Source organism: Lentilactobacillus senioris (genome assembly GCF_026798195.1).
Taxonomy (GTDB): domain Bacteria; phylum Bacillota; class Bacilli; order Lactobacillales; family Lactobacillaceae; genus Lentilactobacillus; species Lentilactobacillus senioris_A.
This window is the reverse complement of the sequence record NZ_JAPQEZ010000004.1, coordinates 91067-112876: the sequence shown is the minus strand read 5'-3', so window position 1 is coordinate 112876 and position 21810 is coordinate 91067. Positions and strand designations below refer to the sequence as shown.

Below are 21810 nucleotides of genomic sequence, written 5' to 3'. Positions count from 1 at the left end.
ACCCTCCAATATTAAAATCCGAACATCATCAATATGGTGTCCGGATTTTTTTGATATTTAAATTATAGTGCTTGAGTAGCAGTAATAATAGCTACTTTGTAAACATCTTCTTCGTTAGCCCCTCGAGAAAGATCTGAAACCGGTTGGTTTAAACCTTGTAGGATAGGACCAATAGCTTCAAAGCCACCAAAACGTTGCGCAATCTTGTAACCAATGTTACCTGATTGAAGTTCTGGGAAGACAAAGACATTAGCATTGCCGGCTACTTTAGAACCTGGTGCTTTTTTAGCTCCTACTGAAGGAACAAAAGCTGCATCAAATTGTAATTCCCCGTCAATAGGGGTATCAGGATCTTTTTCTTGAGCTAACTTGGTAGCTTCTTGAACTTTAGTAACCATTTCACCCTTAGCTGAACCCTTGGTAGAAAAGCTTAGTAAGGCGACCTTAGGATCAATATCAAACTTCTTAGCAGTAGCAGCACTTTCGACAGCTACTTCTGCCATTCCAGCAGCATCTAATTCAATATTGATGGCACAATCAGCAAATAGATAACGTTCGTCATTACGTTGCATGATAAATGCCCCACTAATTAATTTAACTCCTGGCTTAGTTTTAATAATTTGTAAGGCTGGGCGAACAGTATCTCCAGTTGGATGGTTGGCGCCTGAAACCATTCCATCAACCTTATTCATGTAAACCATTGTAGTTCCAAAATAATTAGGATCTTGAAGCCATTGACGGGCCTTGGCTTCATCAGTTTTACCATTTCTTCGTTCAACAATTGCAGCCACCATTTCATCAATTTCAGCAGCAGGTTGTTTTAGATAGTCAACGATTGTTACTTGGCTCATGTTAATTTTGTTTTCATCAGCTAATTGCATAATTTGGGCTTCATCACCCAAAACAATTGGTGCCACCAAATTATCCGTAGCTAAACGAGATGCAGCTCCCAAGATTCGAACATCATCGCCTTCTGGAAAAACAATTTTAATGTTTTTACCGTTAATCTTGGCTTTCATACTTTCAAACAAATCCATGGTAAAACCTCCAGTAAATGATTTAATTAAAACACTAATTAATTAGTCCACCTGTGCCGGCAACTGCCAATTAATAGGCGTTTCACCTAGCTTGATTAACGCAGCATTGGTTTTAGAAAAAGGTCTAGAACCAAAAAAACCACGATGAGCTGAAAGTGGACTGGGGTGTGGGGATTCAATAACAATGTTTCTGGCAGTATCAATTAAACGAATCTTATCTCTAGCAGCGCGCCCCCAAAGAATAAAGACCACTGGTTGCTCACGTTCCGATAATTTCTTAATTGCGGTATCAGTTAAACGTTCCCACCCTTTATTACGATGTGAAAACGCCTGACCGTCCCGGACCGTCAAAACAGAGTTAAGCATTAAAACTCCTTGTTTAGCCCAACTAACTAAATAACCATGATTCACCGGCTTAAATCCAACATCGGTTTGTAATTCCTTATAGATGTTTTGTAACGACGGTGGAACCGGTACTCCTGGTTGGACGGAAAAACTTAGTCCGTGTGCTTGGTTAGGACCATGATAAGGATCCTGACCTAAAATTACCACTTTAACCTCACTAAACGGCGTTAAGTTAAAAGCTTCAAAAATGTGATTCATATCAGGATGAATATTTTGGGTTTGATATTCATTAACCAAAAAATTATGTAAATCCCGATAGTAATTCTGTTCAAATTCTGGTTTTAAAATTGGCCACCAGTCATTGTGAATAAACGGTTTCATTCCCAACACCTCAACATTCATTGTATCACATCAGCATTTAAATAACAGTCCCAAAAAGATGGGAACGTGTTAAAATATAGAAAACGAAATTGAGGATTGATCAAATGAAAATGTGCTTATACTTTAATCAAACTGAATTAGATCACTCTCAAGTTACCAAGGTTGTCGATGAACATCATCACACTCGTTTTTTAATTATGGGAACCTGGGGAATTGCTGGTGATAGTTTTACAATTTACAGTCCTCAAGGAATTGAGATCTTAGAAATTAAACAGCTAACTGCTGGCAAAAATGCTGCCTTTACTATTTTGGCTAATAAGACCCCCGTGATGAAATCTAATTGGCATCGTTCATTTTTAGCGACAGAAATGGTTTTATTAAGTTCCTCATGGCAGGCTATTGGTAATCGCCGTACCCAAAAATATCAAATTAGGCAATATACAAAACTAATTGCTAAAGCTGAACCGTTTGGCAGAAATGGTCAATGGCGCCAAGTCTGTCTAATGGACAATGAATCTACTCCTATTGTTTTAGCTTTAATTGCTGCTTTAGGTCACCCCCAGATGATGCCGTTGTTTGGTCGCCATAAAAAAGTAACTCAGCAACCCGATACATTTGGTGTCTAACTTAATATTAAATAAAAAGACAACCCAATCGGGTTGTCTTTTTATGAATAATGCTTCATAACACGATCAATTTGGCGTTTTTGATCCCGTGCTTTAATATCTTCACGTTTATCGTATTCGTGTTTCCCGGTTGCTACTCCAATCAACACTTTTGCAAAGCCATTTTTAAGGTACATCTTTAATGGGACAATTGTAATTCCCTTTTCCTTAGTAGCTTGCTGCAGTTTATTGATTTCTTTTTGGTGCAACAATAGTTTCCGATTACGTAATGGATCATGATTAAACTGATTACCTTGCGCATACTCACTGATATGCACGTTCATCAACCAAGCTTCTCCATTGCGGATTTGAACAAACCCATCTTTTAGGTTAACTCGCCGATCTCGTAAAGACTTGATTTCAGTACCAGTCAACACAATTCCGGCTTCATAGGTATCAGAAATTGAGTAGTCATGCCGTGCTTTTCGGTTAGTGGCAATTAAATTGTCATCTTTGGGCGTTGGTTTACGTTTAACCAATTGGCTCACCCCTTTATTAAAAAATTAGTGGCGTGATTTGTTTCCAGACTGCGAATTATTTCTTCGTTGAGAACCATTGTGGTTACCACCGTGATGCTTCTTTTGACCATCTTTATTGCTGTGACGGTGATCGTTATTTCTGCGACCATTATTAGAACGCGGCTTGCGTTTAGGTAAAATATCACTAACCGGAGTTTCCTCAGGGTTAACAATATCAAAATCAACTGCGCTATGCTCCACGTCAACGTTAACTACCTTAACTCGAATTGGTTGTCCCATCTTATAAGTTCGACGAGTGCCACGACCTACTAAGGCCATGAACTGTTCTACGTATTCATAATAGTCATCGTTCATCCGACTAATATGAACCAAACCTTCAACCGTATTAGGGAGTTCAATAAACATCCCAAATTTAAGTACAGAACTAATGACTGCATCAAATTCTTCACCAACGTGATCAGCCATGTATTCAGCCTTCTTCATTGCGTCAGTATCCCGTTCTGCATCAACTGCTCGCCGTTCTGTTTCAGAAGAGTGAACTGCGATTTCGTCTAATACGCCAGCGTAAGTTTTCTTAGTTTCAGAGTTAATACCGTTGTCTTCATAGTAATGAATTAAACGGTGAACAGTGGTATCTGGGTACCGCCGAATTGGTGACGTAAAGTGAGTATAAAATGGTGCGGCTAATCCGAAGTGTCCTAATGATTGGTCAGAATACTTAGCTTGCTTCAAGCTTCTTAATAACATAACTGAAACCATAGCTTCTTCGGGTTGACCAGCAACCTTCTTCAATACGTTTTGTAAAGTTTTAGGCTTGATGTGTTCTGGGTCACCCTTAACGTTAATTCCAAAAGCAGTTAAGAATTCATAGAAATTCTTAATCCGATCAGCATCTGGGGTTTCATGGACCCGATAAAGAAATGGTACGTTAGCTTCAAAGTAGTGTTGGGCAACCGTTTCGTTAGCAGCCAACATGAATGATTCGATCATTCGTTCAGCTAAGCCCCGGACCCGGAGTTTAATGTCAACTGCGTGACCCTTTTCATCTACGATGATTTCTGCTTCGCGATCGTCAAAATCAATGGCCCCATGGTTTTTCCGGTTCTTGTAAAGAATTCGGTGCAAATCAGCCATGTCTTCAAACATTGGTACCAAATCTTTATAGTGGTTCATAGTATTTTCATCATGAGCCTCAATGATTTGGTTAACAGCCGTATAAGTCATCCGTGCTTTTGACTTCATATAACTAGGGTGAATCCGATGCTTAATAACATTACCTTCCGGATCAATTTCCATATCACAACTCATACAAAGTCGTAACACACCTTCGTTAAGTGAACAGATTCCATTAGAAAGTCTTCTAGGTAACATTGGGATTACTCGATCAGTTAAATAAACTGAAGTTCCCCGCCGGTAAGCTTCTTTATCGATGACACTCCCTGGGGTAACGTAATGACTAACGTCAGCAATATGCACTCCTAAATGGTAGTTACCATTAGGTAGCTTCCAAACAGTAACCGCATCGTCCAAATCTTTCGAAGATTCACCGTCAATGGTTACCAAAGTTTGGTCAGTAATATCTTCTCGGCCTTCTAATTCTTCATCTAAAACGTGGTCTGGAATGGCATCCGCTGCTTCTAATACATCCGTAGGAAATTCTGCAGGAATATCATGAGCATACACGATTTGTAAAATATCAATTCCGGGATCATCCACTGAACCGATGACCTGTTCTGCAATCCCAACCATGTAATCTGGATGTTCTGCATTAGGATATTCGGTAATTTGAGCGGTTACAACCTCTCCTGCAGTTGGTTTGATCCCGATATCTGAAATATAAAATTGATATTTAGAAATTTTCTTGTCAGTTAATTTAAGCTGACCATAAAAGCCATGATCGTCTTCGCCTTGATTAAATGGTCCCACCACTGTTTGATACTTTCGCTCAGTAATGGCCACTACTTTACCTTCTGGACCGCGGTCACTACCGGCAGCTGGACGAGTGATTTCAAATTCCACTTCGTCACCATTTAAGGCATACATAGTGTTATCTGGGGCAATATAAGCGTCAGGTTGGTTTTCATCATAAGCGACAAATCCAAAACCTTTATCATTAGCGTGGAAAATCCCCGTTAATTTGCGCTTTTCTGGGTTTAACTGGAAGCTACCATTATCGGTGACTACAACCATTTCAGCTCGTTCTAACGCAACTAGTTCTTGCACAATTAATTTAAAAGCTGCAGAACCATGATATTTCAGTACGTCTGCAATTTTTTCGACGGTAAAAGCCGCATCCGGATTAGACCGTAAAACATCTTCTATCTCTTTTTGTAAGTTTTTATCTTGCTCTTGCAATCATTTTTCCTCGTTTACTATTTATTGTTTTCCTTTAAAAAGGAAATTAAATCTGCTTCTAATTGGTGATGAGCGCCATTAACCGTTAACATATGGCCCGCATCATATTCATGAAATTGGAAATTGTGTTCAGCTAGTGCTGCCGCTAATCGTTTACCACTATCAGGGTTAATGATTTCATCCTTAGTTCCTTGGGCTATGAAATAAGGTTGCTTAATAGCTCCTAGTTGATCAGCTACCTCATGCGTAAACTGAGCAATTGCGGCTAATTGTTCATCCACGTGAGAATCTAGCCATGCTAATTTTTCTTCCATCAGTGGCTGAGCCAACTTTTGTTGTTGATAATCAGCCTTTGCCATCTGCATAAACGTACTATGCACATTAAAATTATCGTCACTCACAATTGGTGAACCAAAGGCCCCACCCATCAATAATTGTGGATTGTGCTCTAGAGCCCAAGTGGCAAAAATCCCCCCTAAGGAAATCCCAAAGATGCTAATCGATTCCATTTGTTCAGCTTGCATAAATTCAATGGCTTTTTGCACATCTGCTTGCCAGATTTGAGGATTAGCATTTACTAAAATATCAGTAAAATCGCCAGTTCCATGGCCCGTTAGCATTGGAGCATACACCGAATAATTCAGGCGTTCAAGCTGGCGAGCCAATAACCGCACGTCATTAGGATTGCTAGCAAAGGCATGTAGCAAAATAATTCCTTGTGGTCCGTGTTTAAAATAAAATGGTTCTGGTCGTGAGATCATTGAACACCCTCCTTATTAAAAAACATCAATAACTTAATTATAATAAAAAACCTCCTGTATTGAAACAGGAGGTCTTAATTATTAATGTGATGAAATCCAAACTAACGCTAATGAAAGGGCAAAGAAAAGAATTCCCAATACCAAAGTGGTCTTTTGCATAAATGCTTCGAAACCACGTGGTTTTTGCTTTGCAAACAAATCATCGGCACCGCCAGTTAAAGCTGACATAGCGTCGTTAGTTTTTGATGGTTGCATTAAAACTGCAATTGTAATTAAAACACAATCGATCAGAAGTAATGTTAATAACAAATTATACAAGCTGGCGCCTCCTAAAAGTCACTCGGTCATTTATTACTCTGTCCAATTTAACATACTTTACCCACTTTGACCACTATTTTCGCTTGCTTTTAAGTTTTAACCAACCAATTTCCATTAAAGTTAAAGTCCCTAATACTGTTAACAACCCGCCAATATTAGCTTCACTAGTTTGTGGTAATTTTTTTGCTGATCTTTTTAAAACTTGCGAACTATTGGGTTTACTAGACCTTTTTGGATTGATAAATTTAACAGCGGCTTTAGTTGGCTTCCCTTTACTAGCTGGTTTAATTTTTTGATCCGCTGTGGAAAGTAAATCATTATCAACTTGAAGCGGCTTAGCTTTTGCGGTTTCTGGAATCATCGATTCAGCTTCAGCTTTATCTGACTTTATTATTTCTTCCATGGTGGTTTCTGGTTCATAAATAAACACTACTTCTGCTGGTTTTAATGAAGCTACTTGAATAATTTGTGACTGCACTTTAGCTTGATAACCTTTTATAATTGGCGCGTTAATCGTCAAGGAGGAGCCAAACTCGCCAGTTACTCGTTCGCTAGTTAACTGATTACCTAAAGTATCTCTAGCAACTACGACAACGTTAACCGAACACGGATGATAAATTATTTTTAAAACTTGATTAACATCGTCATACTGGTAACGATTAAACTGATAGCCAGTTAACGCCCATTGTTGATGAAATAATTCCTGTAGCTGCTCATCGGTAAGTTGTCTGACTTCTTGCTGTAGTAATTTACCGGAGTCAGTTAATTGTTGAATAGTCACTGATAACTCTTTTTTTAAATCCGGTTCTTCTGGAGTTAAATCTTCATCTGGTTGATCGGGTTTTTCTGGCTTAGTTTCATCCGGCTGCTCTGGCTCTGGATCCGGTTTTGGATCTTTTTCAGGCTGTTCTGTCTTATTTTTAAATTTCAAAGTTATAATTTGTTCAGTTTGAGTAATGGAACCAGTCAATTTATCTGGATTTAATAGTTCATAATCTGAAATTTGGGGATTATCAATTTGATATTTTCCATCAATGGTTCCCTTATCTAGAATTGTTTGAGATTGTAGTTTTTGCTGAGTCTGATCAACGTAGTTGACAATAACCTTAGCAACCTCTGCATAGTACGTAAGTTGATGCTGCTGGTTGGCCATATTAGGAGTAATGAATTTAGGAATATCTGTGATATCGGGTGAATATCCCTTCACCTCGGGTATTGGAAATTGACCACCAACTTTACAATCCTGTCTTGCTAACTTTTGTTCCCTTTTGTTAGAAGTACCATCTGTATTACGCGATACTAGTGTAGCATTAATGTTAATTGGGATACTGGCGTCTGCGTTAATAGGTATGCTCATAAGTAACAAGCCCAATAAACTAATTAGTCCAATCATCATTTTTTTCAAAATAAAAAACCTCCATTTTCGTTCTAAAACTAGATACGAAAATAGAGGTTATTTTAATTAACTAATTACTTGTTAATAATGTTTTGACGAGCTTCGTCTTTTAAGTTGTAGAATGCGTTGATTCCTTTGTATTCTCCAACAGTACCTAATTGGTCTTCGATTCTCATCAATTGGTTGTACTTAGCGATACGTTCGCCACGGCTCATTGAACCAGTCTTAATTTGACCAGCGTTAAGAGCAACAACCAAGTCAGAAATAGTAGTATCTTCAGTTTCACCAGAACGGTGTGAAATGATAGCTGTGTAGCCAGCTTCACGAGCCATTTCAACAGCGTTAACAGTTTCAGTTAAAGTACCGATTTGGTTAAGCTTGATTAAGATAGCGTTGGCAACGCCGCTCTTGATACCTTTCTTAAGGTAGTCAGTGTTAGTAACAAACAAATCATCACCAACGATTTGAACTTTCTTGCCAAGGCGTTCAGTAGCCATTTGCCAATCTGCCCATTCATTTTCATCCAAAGGATCTTCGATGGAAATAACTGGGTACTTGTCAACGATGCTTTCAAGCAAGCCAACAAATTCATCAGCAGTGTATGACTTGCCGTCACCAACAAGGTCATACTTCTTAGTTTCAGCGTTGTAGAATTCTGATGCGGCACAGTCAAAGGCAATGGCAAAGTCCTTACCTGGCTTGTAACCGGCACGTTGAATAGCATCAACTAAGATTTCAAATGGTTCTTCGTTGTTCTTCAAGTCAGGTGCAAATCCACCTTCATCACCAACGGCAGTAGAGTAACCGCGTTCGTTCAAGATAGCTTTCAAGTTATGGAAGACTTCTGAACTCCAACGAATTGCTTCAGTAATAGTAGGAGCACCAACAGGCATGATCATGAATTCTTGGAAATCAACCTTGTTGTTAGCGTGCTTACCACCATTGATAACGTTCAACATTGGGGTTGGCAATACGTGAGCATTGAAACCACCAAGGTAGTTGTAAAGTGGCATTTCAAGTTCGTCAGCAGCAGCACGTGCAGCAGCTAAAGAAACACCTAAGATGGCATTAGCACCAAGCTTACCCTTGTTAGGAGTACCATCAAGTTCGATCATGGCTTTATCGATTGCTAATTGGTCAGTTACATCGTAACCGATGATTTCTTTTGCAATTACGTTATTAACGTTTTCAACTGCTTTGGAAACACCCTTACCCATGTAACGGTTCTTGTCACCGTCACGAAGTTCAACGGCTTCGTGTTCACCAGTTGAGGCACCAGATGGCACGATTCCTCGGCCCATTGCACCTGCTTCAGTATATAGTTCAACTTCAACAGTTGGGTTGCCGCGTGAATCTAACACTTCGCGAGCGTAAATATCAGAAATAATAGACATATTGTTTTCTCTCCTTACCGAAAGTAATGACCTTGAAACAGGTTCAACTCAATTTTATTAGTTTGTGCAACAAGTTTCAATATAAAACTACCTTATATTTTAATTATTTTGCTGAAAATTAGCTAACTTTAAAAATGATTCCGGTTTCAAACTAGCTCCACCAGCTAAAACTCCATCAATGTCGTTTTGAGCCAAGATTACACTAGCATTATCATCATTAACACTACCACCGTAAAGAACCCGGACTTGGTTAGCAACTTCATCAGAATAAATGTCAGCAATTGTTTGCCGAATCAAGTAACAGCCTTCTTCAGCTTCATCTGCACTAGCAGTCTGTCCGCTACCAATAGCCCAACTAGGTTCGTAAGCAATAATAGCGTTCTTAGCCTGTTCAATATCAATTCCCTTAAGAGCAGCAGTAACTTGGCTAACTACCCAAGAAATTCGTTCTGAAGATTCTCGTCTGCCCATCGTTTCATCACAACAAATAATTGGAATCATTTGATTACGAAATACCGCGTGAACTTTCTTATTGATAATGTCATCGGTTTCGTTAAAATATTTCCGTCGTTCTGAATGACCAATAATAACGTGGGTAATCCCCATCTCATGAAGAGCCTTCGGACTAGTTTCACCTGTATAGGCTCCCTCATCTTCATAAAAACAATTTTCTGCAGCAATGATTAATGGTGAATTAGCGTTGTGGTCTAGCATAGTTTGTAAAAATAATGGTGAAGCAGCAATCGCAGTTTGTGACTGTTCTGCGGCCGGTAATTTTCCGGCAATTGCGTTCAAAAATTCAACTGATTTGGCAACTGACAAGTTCATTTTCCAGTTTCCTGCAATAAATGGTATACGCATATTATCATCCCTAAATTTAGTCTTTAAGGTCATTTTACCTAATTGGACTGGTAAAAGCTAGTGAAAACCATTTCATAAAAAAGACCCGACCAATAAGTCGAGTCTTAATGAATTATTTATTATCGATTGCAGCAATCCCTGGAAGGGTTTTACCTTCAAGGTATTCTAATGAAGCGCCACCACCGGTAGAAATGTGAGTTAACTTGTCAGAAACACCCAATTGCTTAACAGCAGCAGTAGAGTCACCACCACCAACAATGGTAGTTGCACCTGATAAAGTACCCAAGAACTTACCAATTTCAAGAGTTCCGTTTGCGTAGTTAGGCATTTCAAAGACACCCATTGGGCCGTTCCAAACAACAGTCTTAGCGTCTTTTAGAACATCTTCAAATTCAGTAACTGATTTAGGTCCGATATCAAGAGCCATCCAACCATCAGGAATGTCACCTTCAACAACTTTGTGTTCAGCGTCGTTGTTGAATTCTTTAGCTACGATACTATCAACAGGAAGGACGATCTTGTCGCCACCCTTTTCAAGAATGTTCTTAGCAACTTCAATCTTGTCTTCTTCAACAAGGGAGTTACCAATGTTCATACCTTTAGCAGCGTAGAAAGTATAAGTCATCCCACCACCGATAATGATCTTGTCGGCTTTGTCTAATAAGTTATCGATAACACCGATCTTATCAGAAACTTTGGCACCACCTAAAATAGCAACGAATGGACGTTGTGGGTTATTTACGGCGTCACCTAAGAATTGGATTTCTTTTTCCATTAAGAAACCAGCGGCAACTGGCTTACCATCTTTACGCATAGCGTCAGCAATTCCGGCGTTTGAAGCGTGAGAACGGTGAGCAGTACCAAAGGCATCGTTGATGAATTCGTCGCCCAATGAAGCCCAGTATTCACCTAATTTAGGATCATTACCAGATTCACGTTTAACGTATTCGCCGTTAACAACGTCTTCGTAACGAGTGTTTTCTACTAATAATACGCTACCATCAGCCATGTTGTTGATAGCTTCTTCAAGTTGAGCACCTTCAGTTACAGGAACAAAAGTAACTGGTTTGTTCAACAAGTTAGAAAGACGTTCAGCAACTGGACGAAGTGACAAGGCTGGCTTGTCATCTTCTTTTTTAATCCGGCCAAGGTGAGAGAATAAAATAGCCTTTCCATTGTGGTTTAATACGTATTCAATAGTAGGAAGTGCTGCTTGAATTCGGTTATCATCACCGATAACACCATCTTTGATTGGCACGTTAAAGTCAACGCGCATCAATACTTTTTTGCCGTCTAAGTCTAAATCAGACACAGTTAATTTAGCCAAAATCATAGCCTCCAAAATAATCAATTTTTATTAAAAAACAAAAGGCGTGAAAGAATCCTCCCCCGCCTTTTGCTTTCAAACTTGGAAATTTTTAATTAAAGAGTTGCAAATTCCAACAAAGTGCGAACCATGTTGCAAGTGAAGCCCCATTCGTTGTCGTACCAAGCAACAGTCTTAACTAATTGCTTATCACCGGCAGTGGTTACTTCAGTTTGAGTTGGGTCGAATACTGAACCGTGTGAATCATCGATAATATCTGATGATACGATTTCGTCTTCGTTCCAACCAAATGCAGGGTTGTCAACAGTGTGCTTCTTGATTGCTTCGTTAACTTCTTCAGCAGTTACTTCTTTGCCAAGAATAGAAACTAATTCAGTCAATGAACCATCAACAACGGCAACACGTTGTGCGTGACCTTGAAGTTTGCCATCCAATTCAGGAATAACCAAACCAATAGCCTTAGCAGCACCAGTTGAATGAGGAATAGTGTTAGTACTTGCAGTACGGTTGTTACGCTTCTTCTTACCCTTAGGTCCATCAAGGATTTGTTGAGTAGCAGTGAAGGCGTGAACAGTAGTCATAGTACCAACTTCCAAACCGAATTCTTCGTTCAAGAAGTATGCCATTGGTGCAAGACAGTTAGTAGTACATGAACCAGCTGAAACGATAACGTCATCAGAATTCAATTGATCCAAGTTAACACCAGGAACAACAGTCTTGATAGGGCCAGCAGGAGCTGAAATCAATACCCGCTTTGCGCCGGCGTTGATATGAGCTTGTGCTTTTTCTTCTGAAGTGTAGAAACCAGTACATTCAAGAACAAAGTCAACACCATCGTTAGCAACCCATTTAAGGTCTGCGGCGTCACGTTCTGCATATACAGGAATTTCCTTACCATCAACAACAATACCAGTGTCAGTTGAAGTAACTTCGCCAGGGAAAGTTCCGTGAGTAGAGTCATACTTCAAAAGGTAAGCTAACATTGAAGGAGTTGTTAAATCGTTGATAGCAACAACTTCGATGTCGTTAGAGTTTAATTGGTGAATCCGCTTAAATGCTAAACGACCAATTCGACCAAAACCATTAATACCAATTTTTACAGTCATACTGTAGTTTCCTCCTTTAGGAAAGTAGATAATTATGATAAGTGGTCCACAACAATTCAACCACTAAAAATGAAACCAACATCAATAAAAGTAAACTTAAGTTAATAAATTCACTATGAATCGAGTAACTTGGATTCATTACCCATAAAAAAGTATATCAGACCTTTTCGTAAATGCAATAATAAGCCTCAATAGTAAGCGTTTACAAGTAATTATTTCTTTTCCCTCTTGAATTTTCAGTCAATTTCTTGTATATTAATTATTGTGCTTAAATTTGAATATAATTTTGCGCCTGTAGTGTAATGGATCGCACGTAAGATTCCGGTTCTTGAAATGGGGGTTCGATTCCCTCCAGGCGCATTATTGGATATTACTGAATATCATTATTGATCATTCGTTGATATAAAGCGATTTTAACTACTGTGAGATTTGTATAATCTTGCAGTTTTTTTATTGATAATGTAATAAAAAACAACAATGCAGTAAACTGCAGCAAAAATTAAACACTTGTTAAGGGCAGTATACATATACTAGCGGGGTTTGGTTACCCTGCTTTTTTTGTGCTTTGCAATCCAATCCAACCAAATCAAACAGTTATTGATTGTTATTTATAACCATTCTAATATTAAATGTATTATTAAAATAACTTATCAGTAAGCCACTGAATTTCAGTGCTAATCTTAGTTAGCTAAAAAGATAATTAAAATCAGACAAAGTGTTTGACCTTTTTTGACCAATCGAGTAAAATAACTTCATAAACTTAGTGGAAACTAAGCTGATTAAATATTTGAGGAGGCATTTGGAATGAATTTAGTGCCAACTGTTATCGAACAGTCATCAAGTGGCGAACGCGCTTATGATATTTACTCTCGGTTATTAAAAGACCGGATCATCATGCTTTCTGGCCCCATCGAAGACGATATGGCAAATGCGATTATTGCGCAATTGCTCTTCTTGGATGCCCAGGATTCTGAAAAAGACATCTACCTTTACATTAACTCTCCTGGTGGGGTAATTACCTCTGGGATGGCAATTTACGACACCATGAATTTCATTGGTGCCGATGTGCAAACTATCGTTATGGGAATGGCTGCATCAATGGCCAGTGTCTTGGCATCATCCGGTGCTAAGGGCAAACGATTTGCCTTGCCACATTCTCAAGTCTTGATTCACCAACCATCTGGTGGTGCTCAAGGACAACAAACTGAAATTGAGATTGCTGCTGAAGAAATTCTAAAAGCTCGTAAGATGATTAACGAACTTTTAGCTGCTAACTCTGACCAACCAATCGAAAAAGTTAATCGCGATACTGAACGGGATAAATACTTAACCGCTCAAGAAGCCGTTGATTATGGTTTGATTGATGGCATCATGACTAAGAGTAGCGAACGTAAATAATAACAATTAAAAGAAGCATTCCGTTAGGAATGCTTCTTTTTTTGTTTAAATTCAGTAATATCGACCATTTAGTAGATAAATCAACTTAATTATTATAGATTAACCGCAAACTCATTAATTTTCCGTAGTCGATGGTTGACCCCTGATTTAGAAATTGGCCCCCCTGGAACTAATTCACCCAATTCTTTTAAGCTTACTTCTGGATGGCTTAACCTTGCTCTAGCAATTGACTGTAATTTAGGTGGAAGTTGATCCAATCCCAACCGTTCATCAATTAACTGAATATTTTGAATTTGCTTAGTAGCTGCATTAGCCACTTTATTCATATTTGCATTTTCGCAGTTAACTAACCGATTCACTGAGTTTCTCATATCCCGTACGATTCGCACGTCTTCAAACTTCAGCATCGAACTGGTTGCTCCGATTACCTGTAAGAAATCAGCGATTTTTTCGCCTTCTTTTAGATAAGTAATGAAGCCACTCCGTCGCTGAGTCGTTCTAGAATTTAGATCATAACGATTCATCATTTCAGCAATCATTTTGTTATGGTCTTCGTATAGTGAATAAATTTCTAAATGATACCGGGATGTTTCTGGATTGTTAACCGATCCGCCAGCCAAAAAGGCACCTCGTAGGTACGATCTAATCTGCATATCATCTTGCAGTAATTCTTCTGGAACTCGTTCTACGATTTGGGTCCCATCAAAAATACCTAGGTCATCTAATAATTCAGTAACTCGCTCACTAACCCGCAAAATATACAGGTTGTTTTTCTTTAATTTCATCTTTTTTCGAACGCTTAATTCCCCAGTAATGCCGTAAAATTGTGACAAAAGCGAATACATTCGTCTAGCAATCGCTGGATTTTCAGACTGCACGTTCAAAATAAATTGATGATTAGAAATCCCTAACGCCCCGTTCATGCGGATTAACGCCATTAATTCGGCCTTGGCATTCGCCTTATGAACCGTTAAGGCGGTTAGTTCTTTCTTGACTTCACTTGCATAAGACAATGTCTATTGCCCCCTTAATTTTGATACCCATACCCCGGTTGACCAATTAAGTTCAATAATTCGTCGGTCACTTCTTGACCATTGTGAAAGGCACCGTGGTCCCGTAATTCTAAGTAATCTGCCGAAATAACTCGACAACCCATTTGGCGTAAACCAGCAAAATCATGCTTAACTGGTTGGGAGACTTCATCCCATTTTTGGTGATCAATATATTCCGCTGGTACTTCCTTACTATTCACCAAAACGGTATTAATAAAGTTAGTACCTAAGTGTTCATTTAAAACTCGCACGTGGTCAGCTTCAGTAAAGTTTTCCGTTTCTCCACGTTGGGTCATAATGTTACAAATATAAATTACATCAGCCTTGGTTTCGACTACTGCTTTACCTACGTTTTCGATCATTAAGTTAGGCAAGATACTGGTAAATAAACTTCCGGGCCCTAATACAATCTGATCAGCAGCCATAATTGCATCTACCACTTCTGAGACCGCTTCTGGTTTGTGGGAGTCGTCAGTAGTTTCAACCCAAACCCGCTTAATAAGTTTATTAGCAGCGGTAATTTCCGATTCTCCACTCAACGTAGTGCCATCACTAAATTCTGCATTTAATTCCAATGGTTCATTAGCGGCCGGATAAATATGACCGTCCACCCGCATCATTTCGCTTAATTCTTGGACCGCATCAAAGATACCGCCCCGCATTTCTGAAAGAGCCGCAATAATTAAATTGCCAAGGGCGTGGCCCGCAAAGAATTGATCGCTACTATTGAACCGGTATTGGAATAACGTTTTTTCAATATCAGGTAGATCCGATAAAGCTACCATGACATTTCGAATATCTCCTGGTGGCACTACGTTAATGTAGTTTCGCAAAGTACCAGATGAACCACCATCATCTGCTACCGTTACCACTGCAGTAATATCTACATTGCGATTTCGTAAATTATTTAAGATTACCGGTAATCCGGTACCTCCCCCAATCACCACAATCCGAGGGCGGTGAGTCACAATATCATTCATATATTAATCCTCTTTTTCTTTATGGCGATTAATATCTCTATGGGTAACATTTACTGGATATTTTTGCGCCAAATCATTTGCTAACCGTTGCGAAATTGCTACTGAACGATGTTGGCCCCCCGTACAACCAATCGCAATGGTTAGACTAGCTTTCCCTTCTGCTTCGTAACCTGGCAAAGTAGAAGCAATTAAATTGTATAGTTGTTCATAAAACTGCTCTGCTCCAGTAGAATTCATAACAAATTCTCGAACATCCTCATCCAGACCAGTTTCATAGCGCATCTTCAAATCATAATATGGATTAGGTAAGAATCGCACGTCCATCACAATATCGGCATCTAATGGCAATCCATACTTAAAACCAAATGACATTACTTCTACATGGAATGGGTGAGTATCATTAACTGCTTCAAAGGAGTGCATGATCTCTTCTCTTAATTCCCGTGGAGAGGTATTAGTGGTATCAATCACCACATCAGCAGCATCCTTCACGTTAATCATCAATTCCCGTTCTCTGCGAATTCCGTCAATTACCCGGCCGTGTCGTGCTAATGGGTGAGCTCGTCTAGTTTCCTTGTAACGTGAAACTAATTTGGCATCTGAAGCATCTAAGAAAATAATATCAATATCGTCTTCTTCGTTATTATTTAAATCTGCATACATTTCAATAAGCTCATCATAAAACGCTTGTGAACGAAGATCCATCACCAGGGCTACCCTAGTAACATCTTTTTCAGACCGGATCAACTCTTTAAATTTAGGTAGTAAAGTTGGTGGCATATTATCCACGCAAAAATACCCCAAATCTTCAAAAGTTTGCATCACCACTGTTTTACCAGCCCCACTCATCCCGGTAATAATTACGAATTGATTATTCGTCATGACATTTGTCCTTTCATTTAACCAAGCTTTCTAGATTATACCACACCTTTAACGTGCCGGGCGTTTCTTTTTAAACTATTTATTTTTATACAAAAAAACTCGGAAATTATCCCGAGTTTCTTTTTATTTATTTTTAGCAACTAGCGCTTCATCAGCCTCTAGTTTAGCTTTTAAATATTGACCTGTATAACTGTCCGCTACTTTACAAATCTGTTCTGGAGTGCCTTTAGCAATCACTTGACCACCACCGGCCCCACCTTCTGGCCCTAAGTCAATTAGGTAATCTGCTGATTTAATCACGTCCAGGTTATGTTCAATAATAAGTACCGTGTTACCCTGATCAACTAATTGTTGTAAGACCGTTAGCAGTTTACGAATATCTTCCGTATGCAAACCGGTAGTTGGTTCATCTAAAATATAGAAGTTACTACCGTTAGCTCGTTTATGCAATTCAGAGGCCAACTTCATTCGTTGAGCTTCCCCACCAGAAAGAGTGGTGGCAGACTGGCCCAGTGAAACATAACCCAAGCCAACATCCTGAATGGTCTGTAGTTTGCGAGTAATTTTAGGAATTGCTTTAAAGAATTCCAATGCTTCATCCACGGTCATATCTAAAACATCAGCAATATTTTTGCCCTTGTATTCGACTTCTAACGTTTCCGCATTATAACGCTTACCATGACAAACTTCACAAGGAACATAAACATCGGGTAAGAAATTCATTTCAATCTTTAAGATTCCGTCTCCTCGACAAGTTTCACAACGGCCACCCTTGATATTAAAACTGAACCGACCTTTTTGATAGCCTCGTAGTTTCGCTTCATTAGTGTTGGCAAATAAATCACGGATATCATCAAATACTCCAGTATACGTAGCTGGATTACTTCTTGGAGTTCTACCAATCGGAGTTTGGTCGATACTAACCAGTTTTTCAATATTTTCGTAACCGGTAATTTTTTTAAATTTACCTGGCTTTTCTTTATTACGGTTAAGCTTTTGAGCCAAAGCCCGCTTTAAGATGTCATTTACTAACGTCGATTTACCAGACCCAGAGACCCCAGAAACTACAGTCATGGTTCCTAATGGGAAATCAACCGTTAAATTCTTTAAATTATTTTCGGCAGCTCCGGTAATTCGGATTTTGTTGCCATTCCCTTTACGTCTCTTTTCTGGAACTGCAATAGACCGCTTACCAGCCAAATATTGACCGGTAATTGAATCTTTGGCAGCAGCAATTTGAGCTGGAGTTCCGGTAGCCATAATCCGACCACCATTCTGTCCGGCTCCTGGACCGACGTCAACAATATAATCAGCAGCTCTAATGGTATCTTCATCATGTTCTACGACCACCAAAGTGTTGCCTAAATCCCGCATTTTTTGTAGCGAAGAAATTAACCGGTCATTGTCTCGTTGGTGTAAACCAATTGAGGGTTCATCTAAGACATAAAGCACACCAGTCAAGTTAGAGCCAATTTGGGTAGCCAAACGAATTCGTTGAGCTTCCCCACCAGATAATGTTCGTGCTGATCTGGCTAAAGTTAAATAATCGACCCCCACGTTTTTCAAAAAACTCAACCGGTCACTAATTTCCTTGATAATGGGAGCAGCAATCATCTCATTTTGTTCACTAAATTCTAGATTTTCAAAGAAGGTCAACTCTTTGTTAACGTCTAAAGCAGAAATTTCGGCAATATTTTGCTCACCAACTTTAACAGCTAGTGCTTTAGGATTTAACCGGTAGCCGTGACATGTATTACAAGTTAATTCCGCCATGTAAGAGCGCATCATATCCCTAGTAAAATCACTATTAGTATTTTGATAACGCCGAGTAACGTTATTCACGACTCCTTCAAATTCAGAATCAGTTTCTCTAACTCCACCAAAATCACTTTCTAATTCAAAATGGTATTTCTTACCTTTGGAGCCATATAAAATAAAATCTTTTTGTTTATCGGTTAAGTCTTCAAACGGCGTGTCCATATCAATTCCCATGTAGTTAGCAGCTTGCGCCAATAAGCTGGGATAGTACTTAGAAGTCGTGGAGTTCCATGGTTCCAAGGCTCCTTCGTTTAATGACTTGGATTTATCGGGCACGATTAAATCTAAATCCACTTCTAATTTAACCCCTAAGCCGTCACACTCTGGACAGGCTCCAATCGGTGAGTTAAATGAAAATAGCCGGGGTTCTACTTCGCCCACCGTAAAACCACAAATAGGGCAAGCATAATGTTCTGAGAATAATAGTGGTTCTCTAGCCCCCAAGAAATCGGCAGTAGCATAACCACCACTTAACCGTAACGCAGCCTCCAACGAATCGGATAACCGGTTATTAATGCCGTCTTTAACCACAATTCGGTCAATCACGATATCAATATCGTGATTTTTATTTTTATCTAATTCAAATTCTTCATCAATATCTCTGAGTTCACCATCAACTCTTACCCGCACAAATCCTTCACGCTTGATTTTATCAAACACTTTTTTATGCTGGCCCCGCTTCCCCCGTACAATAGGAGACAAGATTTGGAGTTTAGTCCGTTCTGGAAGTGCCAAAATTTGAGCAATCATTTGATCAATGGATTGACTAGAAATAACGGTTCCGTCATTAGGACAGACCGGTACCCCTACTCGCGCCCATAATAATCTGAGATAATCATTAATTTCGGTAACCGTTCCAACGGTGGAACGGGGATTTTTAGAAGTTGTTTTTTGGTCAATAGAAATGGCCGGACTAAGACCATCAATAGAGTCTACGTCTGGTTTATCCATTTGACCTAAGAATTGGCGGGCATATGAAGAAAGACTTTCTACATAACGTCGTTGTCCTTCAGCATACAAGGTATCAAAGGCCAGTGAACTTTTACCGGAGCCCGATAAACCGGTCATAACCACTAACTTATCTTTAGGAATATCAACATTAACGTTTTTTAAATTATGAGCGCGTGCGCCCCGAATACTTATTTTATCAACTGGCAAAAGTCACCCTCCAATTACTTGCTTTCTGCTTTTAATTCCATAATGGTATCTCTTAGACTAGCAGCCTGTTCAAAATCTAATTGTTTAGCTGCCTGCCTCATTTCTTCAGTTAACCGATCTAACATCGCTTTTTGATCCTTCTTAGACATTGACTGGAAGTCACTTTCAACGAAGTCATCCTTTTCACCGCTATCACTAGTTTCCTTAGTTGGTGAAATCAATGAACGAATATCTTTCTTAATGGTGTGCGGAGTAATTCCGTGTTCTTTGTTATATTCAATTTGAATAGCTCGTCTTCTGGCGGTTTCGTCAATGGAAGCTTGCATTGAGTCGGTAACGTGATCGGCGTACATAATTACGGCCCCATTTTCGTTTCGAGAGGCTCGACCAATCGTTTGAATTAATGAGCGTTCGTTTCTTAAGAAGCCTTCCTTGTCGGCATCTAAAATAGCTACCAATGATACTTCTGGCACATCCAAACCTTCCCGCAACAGATTAATTCCAACTAGCACATCAAACTTCCCTAACCGTAAATCACGAATAATTTGGGTTCGTTCCAAGGTCTTAATATCGGAATGCAAGTAACGCACTTTAATGCCTAAGTCCTTAAGATAATCAGTTAAATCTTCAGCCATCTTCTTAGTTAAAGTAGTTACAAACGTTCGCTCATTCTTTTCAATGCGTTTGTTAATCTCTCCCACCAAGTCATCCATTTGCCCCATGATTGGACGCACTTCGATCGTTGGGTCAAGCAGGCCAGTAGGCCGAATAATTTGTTGAGCAATATCATCAGTTTTATCCAATTCATAAGGTCCTGGGGTCGCTGACATATAGATTACTTGGTTAACGTGTTTTTCAAATTCCTCTAATCGTAGCGGGCGATTATCCAACGCACTAGGAAGCCGAAAACCATAATCAACTAATTGTTGTTTCCGAGCTTGATCGCCGTTAAACATTCCTCTAATTTGCGGCATAGTTTGGTGAGATTCATCCACCACCAATAAGAAGTCTTTAGGGAAAAAGTCCAGCAGCGTATATGGTGGTTCCCCCGGTTTTCTTCGATCCATGAACCGCGAATAATTTTCGATTCCGCTAGTATAACCCATTTCTCGCATCATTTCGATGTCATAAGTAGTGCGTTGTTTCAGTCGTTGCGCTTCTAGTAATTTCCCTTCAGCCTCAAACTTAGACACCTGGCTTTCCATTTCAGCCTGAATTTCAGGCAAGGCAATGTCCATGATACTTTCGTTAGTTAAGAAATGTGTTGCCGGGAAAATAGCTACGTGATCTCGGTCACCAATAACTTCCCCGGTTAACGTATCCACTTCGCGAATTCGGTCGATTTCGTCACCAAAAAATTCAATTCGCAATGCATGATCGTCTCTAGAAGCCGGAAAGACTTCTACAATGTCACCATGAACCCGAAATCTCCCCCGTTGGAAGTCAATATCGTTGCGCTCAAATTGAATATCAACCAATTGTCGTAGTAAGTGATCGCGTTCAATCGTTTGCCCTACCCGAAGTGATACCACGTGATCTTGATATTCGTGTGGATCCCCCAAACCAAAAATAGAGGAAACAGATGCCACCACGATTACATCATTGCGTTCCAATAACGAACTAGTTGCCGAATGCCGCAATTTATCAATTTCATCATTAATGGACGAATCTTTTTCGATGTAGGTATCACTAGAAGGCACATATGCTTCTGGTTGATAATAATCATAGTAACTAACAAAGTATTCCACTGCGTTATTCGGGAAAAATTCTTTAAATTCACCGTATAATTGACCGGCTAAAGTTTTATTATGGGATAAAACTAACGTGGGACGGTTAACTTCCTTGATTACGTTAGAGATCGTAAAAGTTTTCCCAGTTCCAGTAGCCCCCAACAAAATCTGGGATTTTTTTCCTTCTTCCACTCCGGTAACCAGTTGCTTAATCGCATTCGGTTGGTCACCCGTTGGCGTGTATTTAGATACTAAATCAAATTCTTTATCGGTTTGTCGCTCGATCATTTGACGACCCCCTGTCCGTTCATTCAAAGTACACCGACAATTCTACCATACGAACATACTTTCGCAAATCATTTTTGCC

Annotated in this window: 18 protein-coding genes and 1 tRNA gene; 3 read left to right on the top strand and 16 right to left on the bottom strand. The window is 39.4% G+C overall.

From position 1 onward, the window contains the following. Positions 1-62: 62 nt before the first annotated feature. Positions 63-1037 carry a phosphate acetyltransferase gene (pta, locus tag OXT66_RS06675; protein ID WP_268596593.1) on the bottom strand — a complete coding sequence of 325 codons (975 nt, stop codon included), beginning with the start codon at positions 1035-1037 and terminating at the stop codon, positions 63-65. 42 nt (positions 1038-1079) lie between these two features. After that, positions 1080-1763 (bottom strand): uracil-DNA glycosylase, encoded by a 684-nt coding sequence (locus OXT66_RS06670; protein WP_268596592.1) that lies wholly within the window; start codon positions 1761-1763, stop codon positions 1080-1082. Between the two features lie 104 nt (positions 1764-1867). On the opposite strand from OXT66_RS06670, the gene OXT66_RS06665 reads away from it, so the two are divergent. After that, positions 1868-2389: a hypothetical protein gene (locus OXT66_RS06665; RefSeq protein WP_268596591.1), complete on the top strand. Its 522-nt coding sequence runs from the start codon at positions 1868-1870 to the stop codon at positions 2387-2389. 41 nt (positions 2390-2430) lie between these two features. Here the strand turns inward: OXT66_RS06665 and smpB are convergent, their stop codons facing one another. The 9 genes from smpB to gap form a co-directional block, all read right to left on the bottom strand. After that, positions 2431-2907, bottom strand: a complete 477-nt coding sequence (smpB, locus tag OXT66_RS06660; protein WP_268596590.1) for an SsrA-binding protein SmpB — start codon at positions 2905-2907, stop codon at positions 2431-2433. Positions 2908-2931: 24 nt separating this feature from the next. Continuing rightward, positions 2932-5262: a ribonuclease R gene (gene rnr, locus OXT66_RS06655; protein WP_268596589.1), complete on the bottom strand. Its 2331-nt coding sequence runs from the start codon at positions 5260-5262 to the stop codon at positions 2932-2934. A 17-nt stretch (positions 5263-5279) separates the two neighbouring features. Beyond that, positions 5280-6023 carry an alpha/beta hydrolase gene (locus tag OXT66_RS06650; RefSeq protein WP_268596588.1) on the bottom strand — a complete coding sequence of 248 codons (744 nt, stop codon included), beginning with the start codon at positions 6021-6023 and terminating at the stop codon, positions 5280-5282. Positions 6024-6104: 81 nt separating this feature from the next. Further along, positions 6105-6341, bottom strand: a complete 237-nt coding sequence (gene secG, locus OXT66_RS06645; RefSeq protein WP_268596587.1) for a preprotein translocase subunit SecG — start codon at positions 6339-6341, stop codon at positions 6105-6107. 73 nt (positions 6342-6414) lie between these two features. Next, positions 6415-7737, bottom strand: a complete 1323-nt coding sequence (locus OXT66_RS06640; RefSeq protein WP_268596713.1) for a MucBP domain-containing protein — start codon at positions 7735-7737, stop codon at positions 6415-6417. A 74-nt stretch (positions 7738-7811) separates the two neighbouring features. Continuing rightward, positions 7812-9131: a phosphopyruvate hydratase gene (eno, locus tag OXT66_RS06635; protein WP_268596586.1), complete on the bottom strand. Its 1320-nt coding sequence runs from the start codon at positions 9129-9131 to the stop codon at positions 7812-7814. 99 nt (positions 9132-9230) lie between these two features. After that, complete coding sequence (gene tpiA / locus OXT66_RS06630) at positions 9231-9992, bottom strand: triose-phosphate isomerase (protein ID WP_268596585.1); 762 nt, start codon at positions 9990-9992, stop codon at positions 9231-9233. Between the two features lie 112 nt (positions 9993-10104). Then, positions 10105-11319 carry a phosphoglycerate kinase gene (locus tag OXT66_RS06625; protein WP_268596584.1) on the bottom strand — a complete coding sequence of 405 codons (1215 nt, stop codon included), beginning with the start codon at positions 11317-11319 and terminating at the stop codon, positions 10105-10107. Positions 11320-11414: 95 nt separating this feature from the next. Beyond that, complete coding sequence (gene gap, locus OXT66_RS06620) at positions 11415-12425, bottom strand: type I glyceraldehyde-3-phosphate dehydrogenase (protein ID WP_268596583.1); 1011 nt, start codon at positions 12423-12425, stop codon at positions 11415-11417. A 288-nt stretch (positions 12426-12713) separates the two neighbouring features. On the opposite strand from gap, the gene OXT66_RS06615 reads away from it, so the two are divergent. Next, positions 12714-12785: transfer RNA gene (locus OXT66_RS06615), tRNA-Arg, on the top strand. Positions 12786-13229: 444 nt separating this feature from the next. Beyond that, positions 13230-13823 carry an ATP-dependent Clp protease proteolytic subunit gene (locus OXT66_RS06610; RefSeq protein ID WP_268596582.1) on the top strand — a complete coding sequence of 198 codons (594 nt, stop codon included), beginning with the start codon at positions 13230-13232 and terminating at the stop codon, positions 13821-13823. Between the two features lie 92 nt (positions 13824-13915). Here OXT66_RS06610 and whiA read toward each other — a convergent pair whose 3' ends face one another. From whiA to uvrB, 5 genes are all read right to left on the bottom strand, one after another. Further along, a complete protein-coding gene (whiA, locus tag OXT66_RS06605; protein WP_268596581.1) occupies positions 13916-14836 on the bottom strand; it encodes a DNA-binding protein WhiA in 921 nt (306 codons plus the stop codon). Between the two features lie 14 nt (positions 14837-14850). Beyond that, on the bottom strand, positions 14851-15855 hold the full coding sequence (locus OXT66_RS06600; RefSeq protein WP_056978099.1) for a gluconeogenesis factor YvcK family protein: 1005 nt from the start codon (positions 15853-15855) through the stop codon (positions 14851-14853). A gap of 3 nt (positions 15856-15858) precedes the next feature. Then, entirely contained in the window at positions 15859-16737 is an 879-nt protein-coding gene (rapZ, locus tag OXT66_RS06595) for an RNase adapter RapZ (protein WP_268596580.1), read from the bottom strand. Positions 16738-16860: 123 nt separating this feature from the next. Next, positions 16861-19713, bottom strand: a complete 2853-nt coding sequence (gene uvrA / locus OXT66_RS06590) for an excinuclease ABC subunit UvrA (RefSeq protein ID WP_268596579.1) — start codon at positions 19711-19713, stop codon at positions 16861-16863. A 14-nt stretch (positions 19714-19727) separates the two neighbouring features. Then, positions 19728-21731 carry an excinuclease ABC subunit UvrB gene (uvrB, locus tag OXT66_RS06585; RefSeq protein ID WP_268596578.1) on the bottom strand — a complete coding sequence of 668 codons (2004 nt, stop codon included), beginning with the start codon at positions 21729-21731 and terminating at the stop codon, positions 19728-19730. Positions 21732-21810: the final 79 nt, after the last annotated feature.

Excerpts from the sequence above, each read along its gene's own strand:
- OXT66_RS06610 (WP_268596582.1), top strand. The coding sequence starts at position 13,230 with ATGAATTTAGTGCCAACTGTTATCGAACAGTCATCAAGTGGCGAACGC.
- OXT66_RS06665 (WP_268596591.1), top strand. The coding sequence starts at position 1,868 with ATGAAAATGTGCTTATACTTTAATCAAACTGAATTAGATCACTCTCAA.
- rapZ (WP_268596580.1), bottom strand. The coding sequence starts at position 16,737 with ATGACGAATAATCAATTCGTAATTATTACCGGGATGAGTGGGGCTGGT.
- eno (WP_268596586.1), bottom strand. The coding sequence starts at position 9,131 with ATGTCTATTATTTCTGATATTTACGCTCGCGAAGTGTTAGATTCACGC.
- OXT66_RS06670 (WP_268596592.1), bottom strand. The coding sequence starts at position 1,763 with ATGAAACCGTTTATTCACAATGACTGGTGGCCAATTTTAAAACCAGAA.
- OXT66_RS06650 (WP_268596588.1), bottom strand. The coding sequence starts at position 6,023 with ATGATCTCACGACCAGAACCATTTTATTTTAAACACGGACCACAAGGA.
- gap (WP_268596583.1), bottom strand. The coding sequence starts at position 12,425 with ATGACTGTAAAAATTGGTATTAATGGTTTTGGTCGAATTGGTCGTTTA.
- OXT66_RS06600 (WP_056978099.1), bottom strand. The coding sequence starts at position 15,855 with ATGAATGATATTGTGACTCACCGCCCTCGGATTGTGGTGATTGGGGGA.
- uvrB (WP_268596578.1), bottom strand. The coding sequence starts at position 21,731 with ATGATCGAGCGACAAACCGATAAAGAATTTGATTTAGTATCTAAATAC.
- tpiA (WP_268596585.1), bottom strand. The coding sequence starts at position 9,992 with ATGCGTATACCATTTATTGCAGGAAACTGGAAAATGAACTTGTCAGTT.
- OXT66_RS06640 (WP_268596713.1), bottom strand. The coding sequence starts at position 7,737 with ATGATGATTGGACTAATTAGTTTATTGGGCTTGTTACTTATGAGCATA.
- pta (WP_268596593.1), bottom strand. The coding sequence starts at position 1,037 with ATGGATTTGTTTGAAAGTATGAAAGCCAAGATTAACGGTAAAAACATT.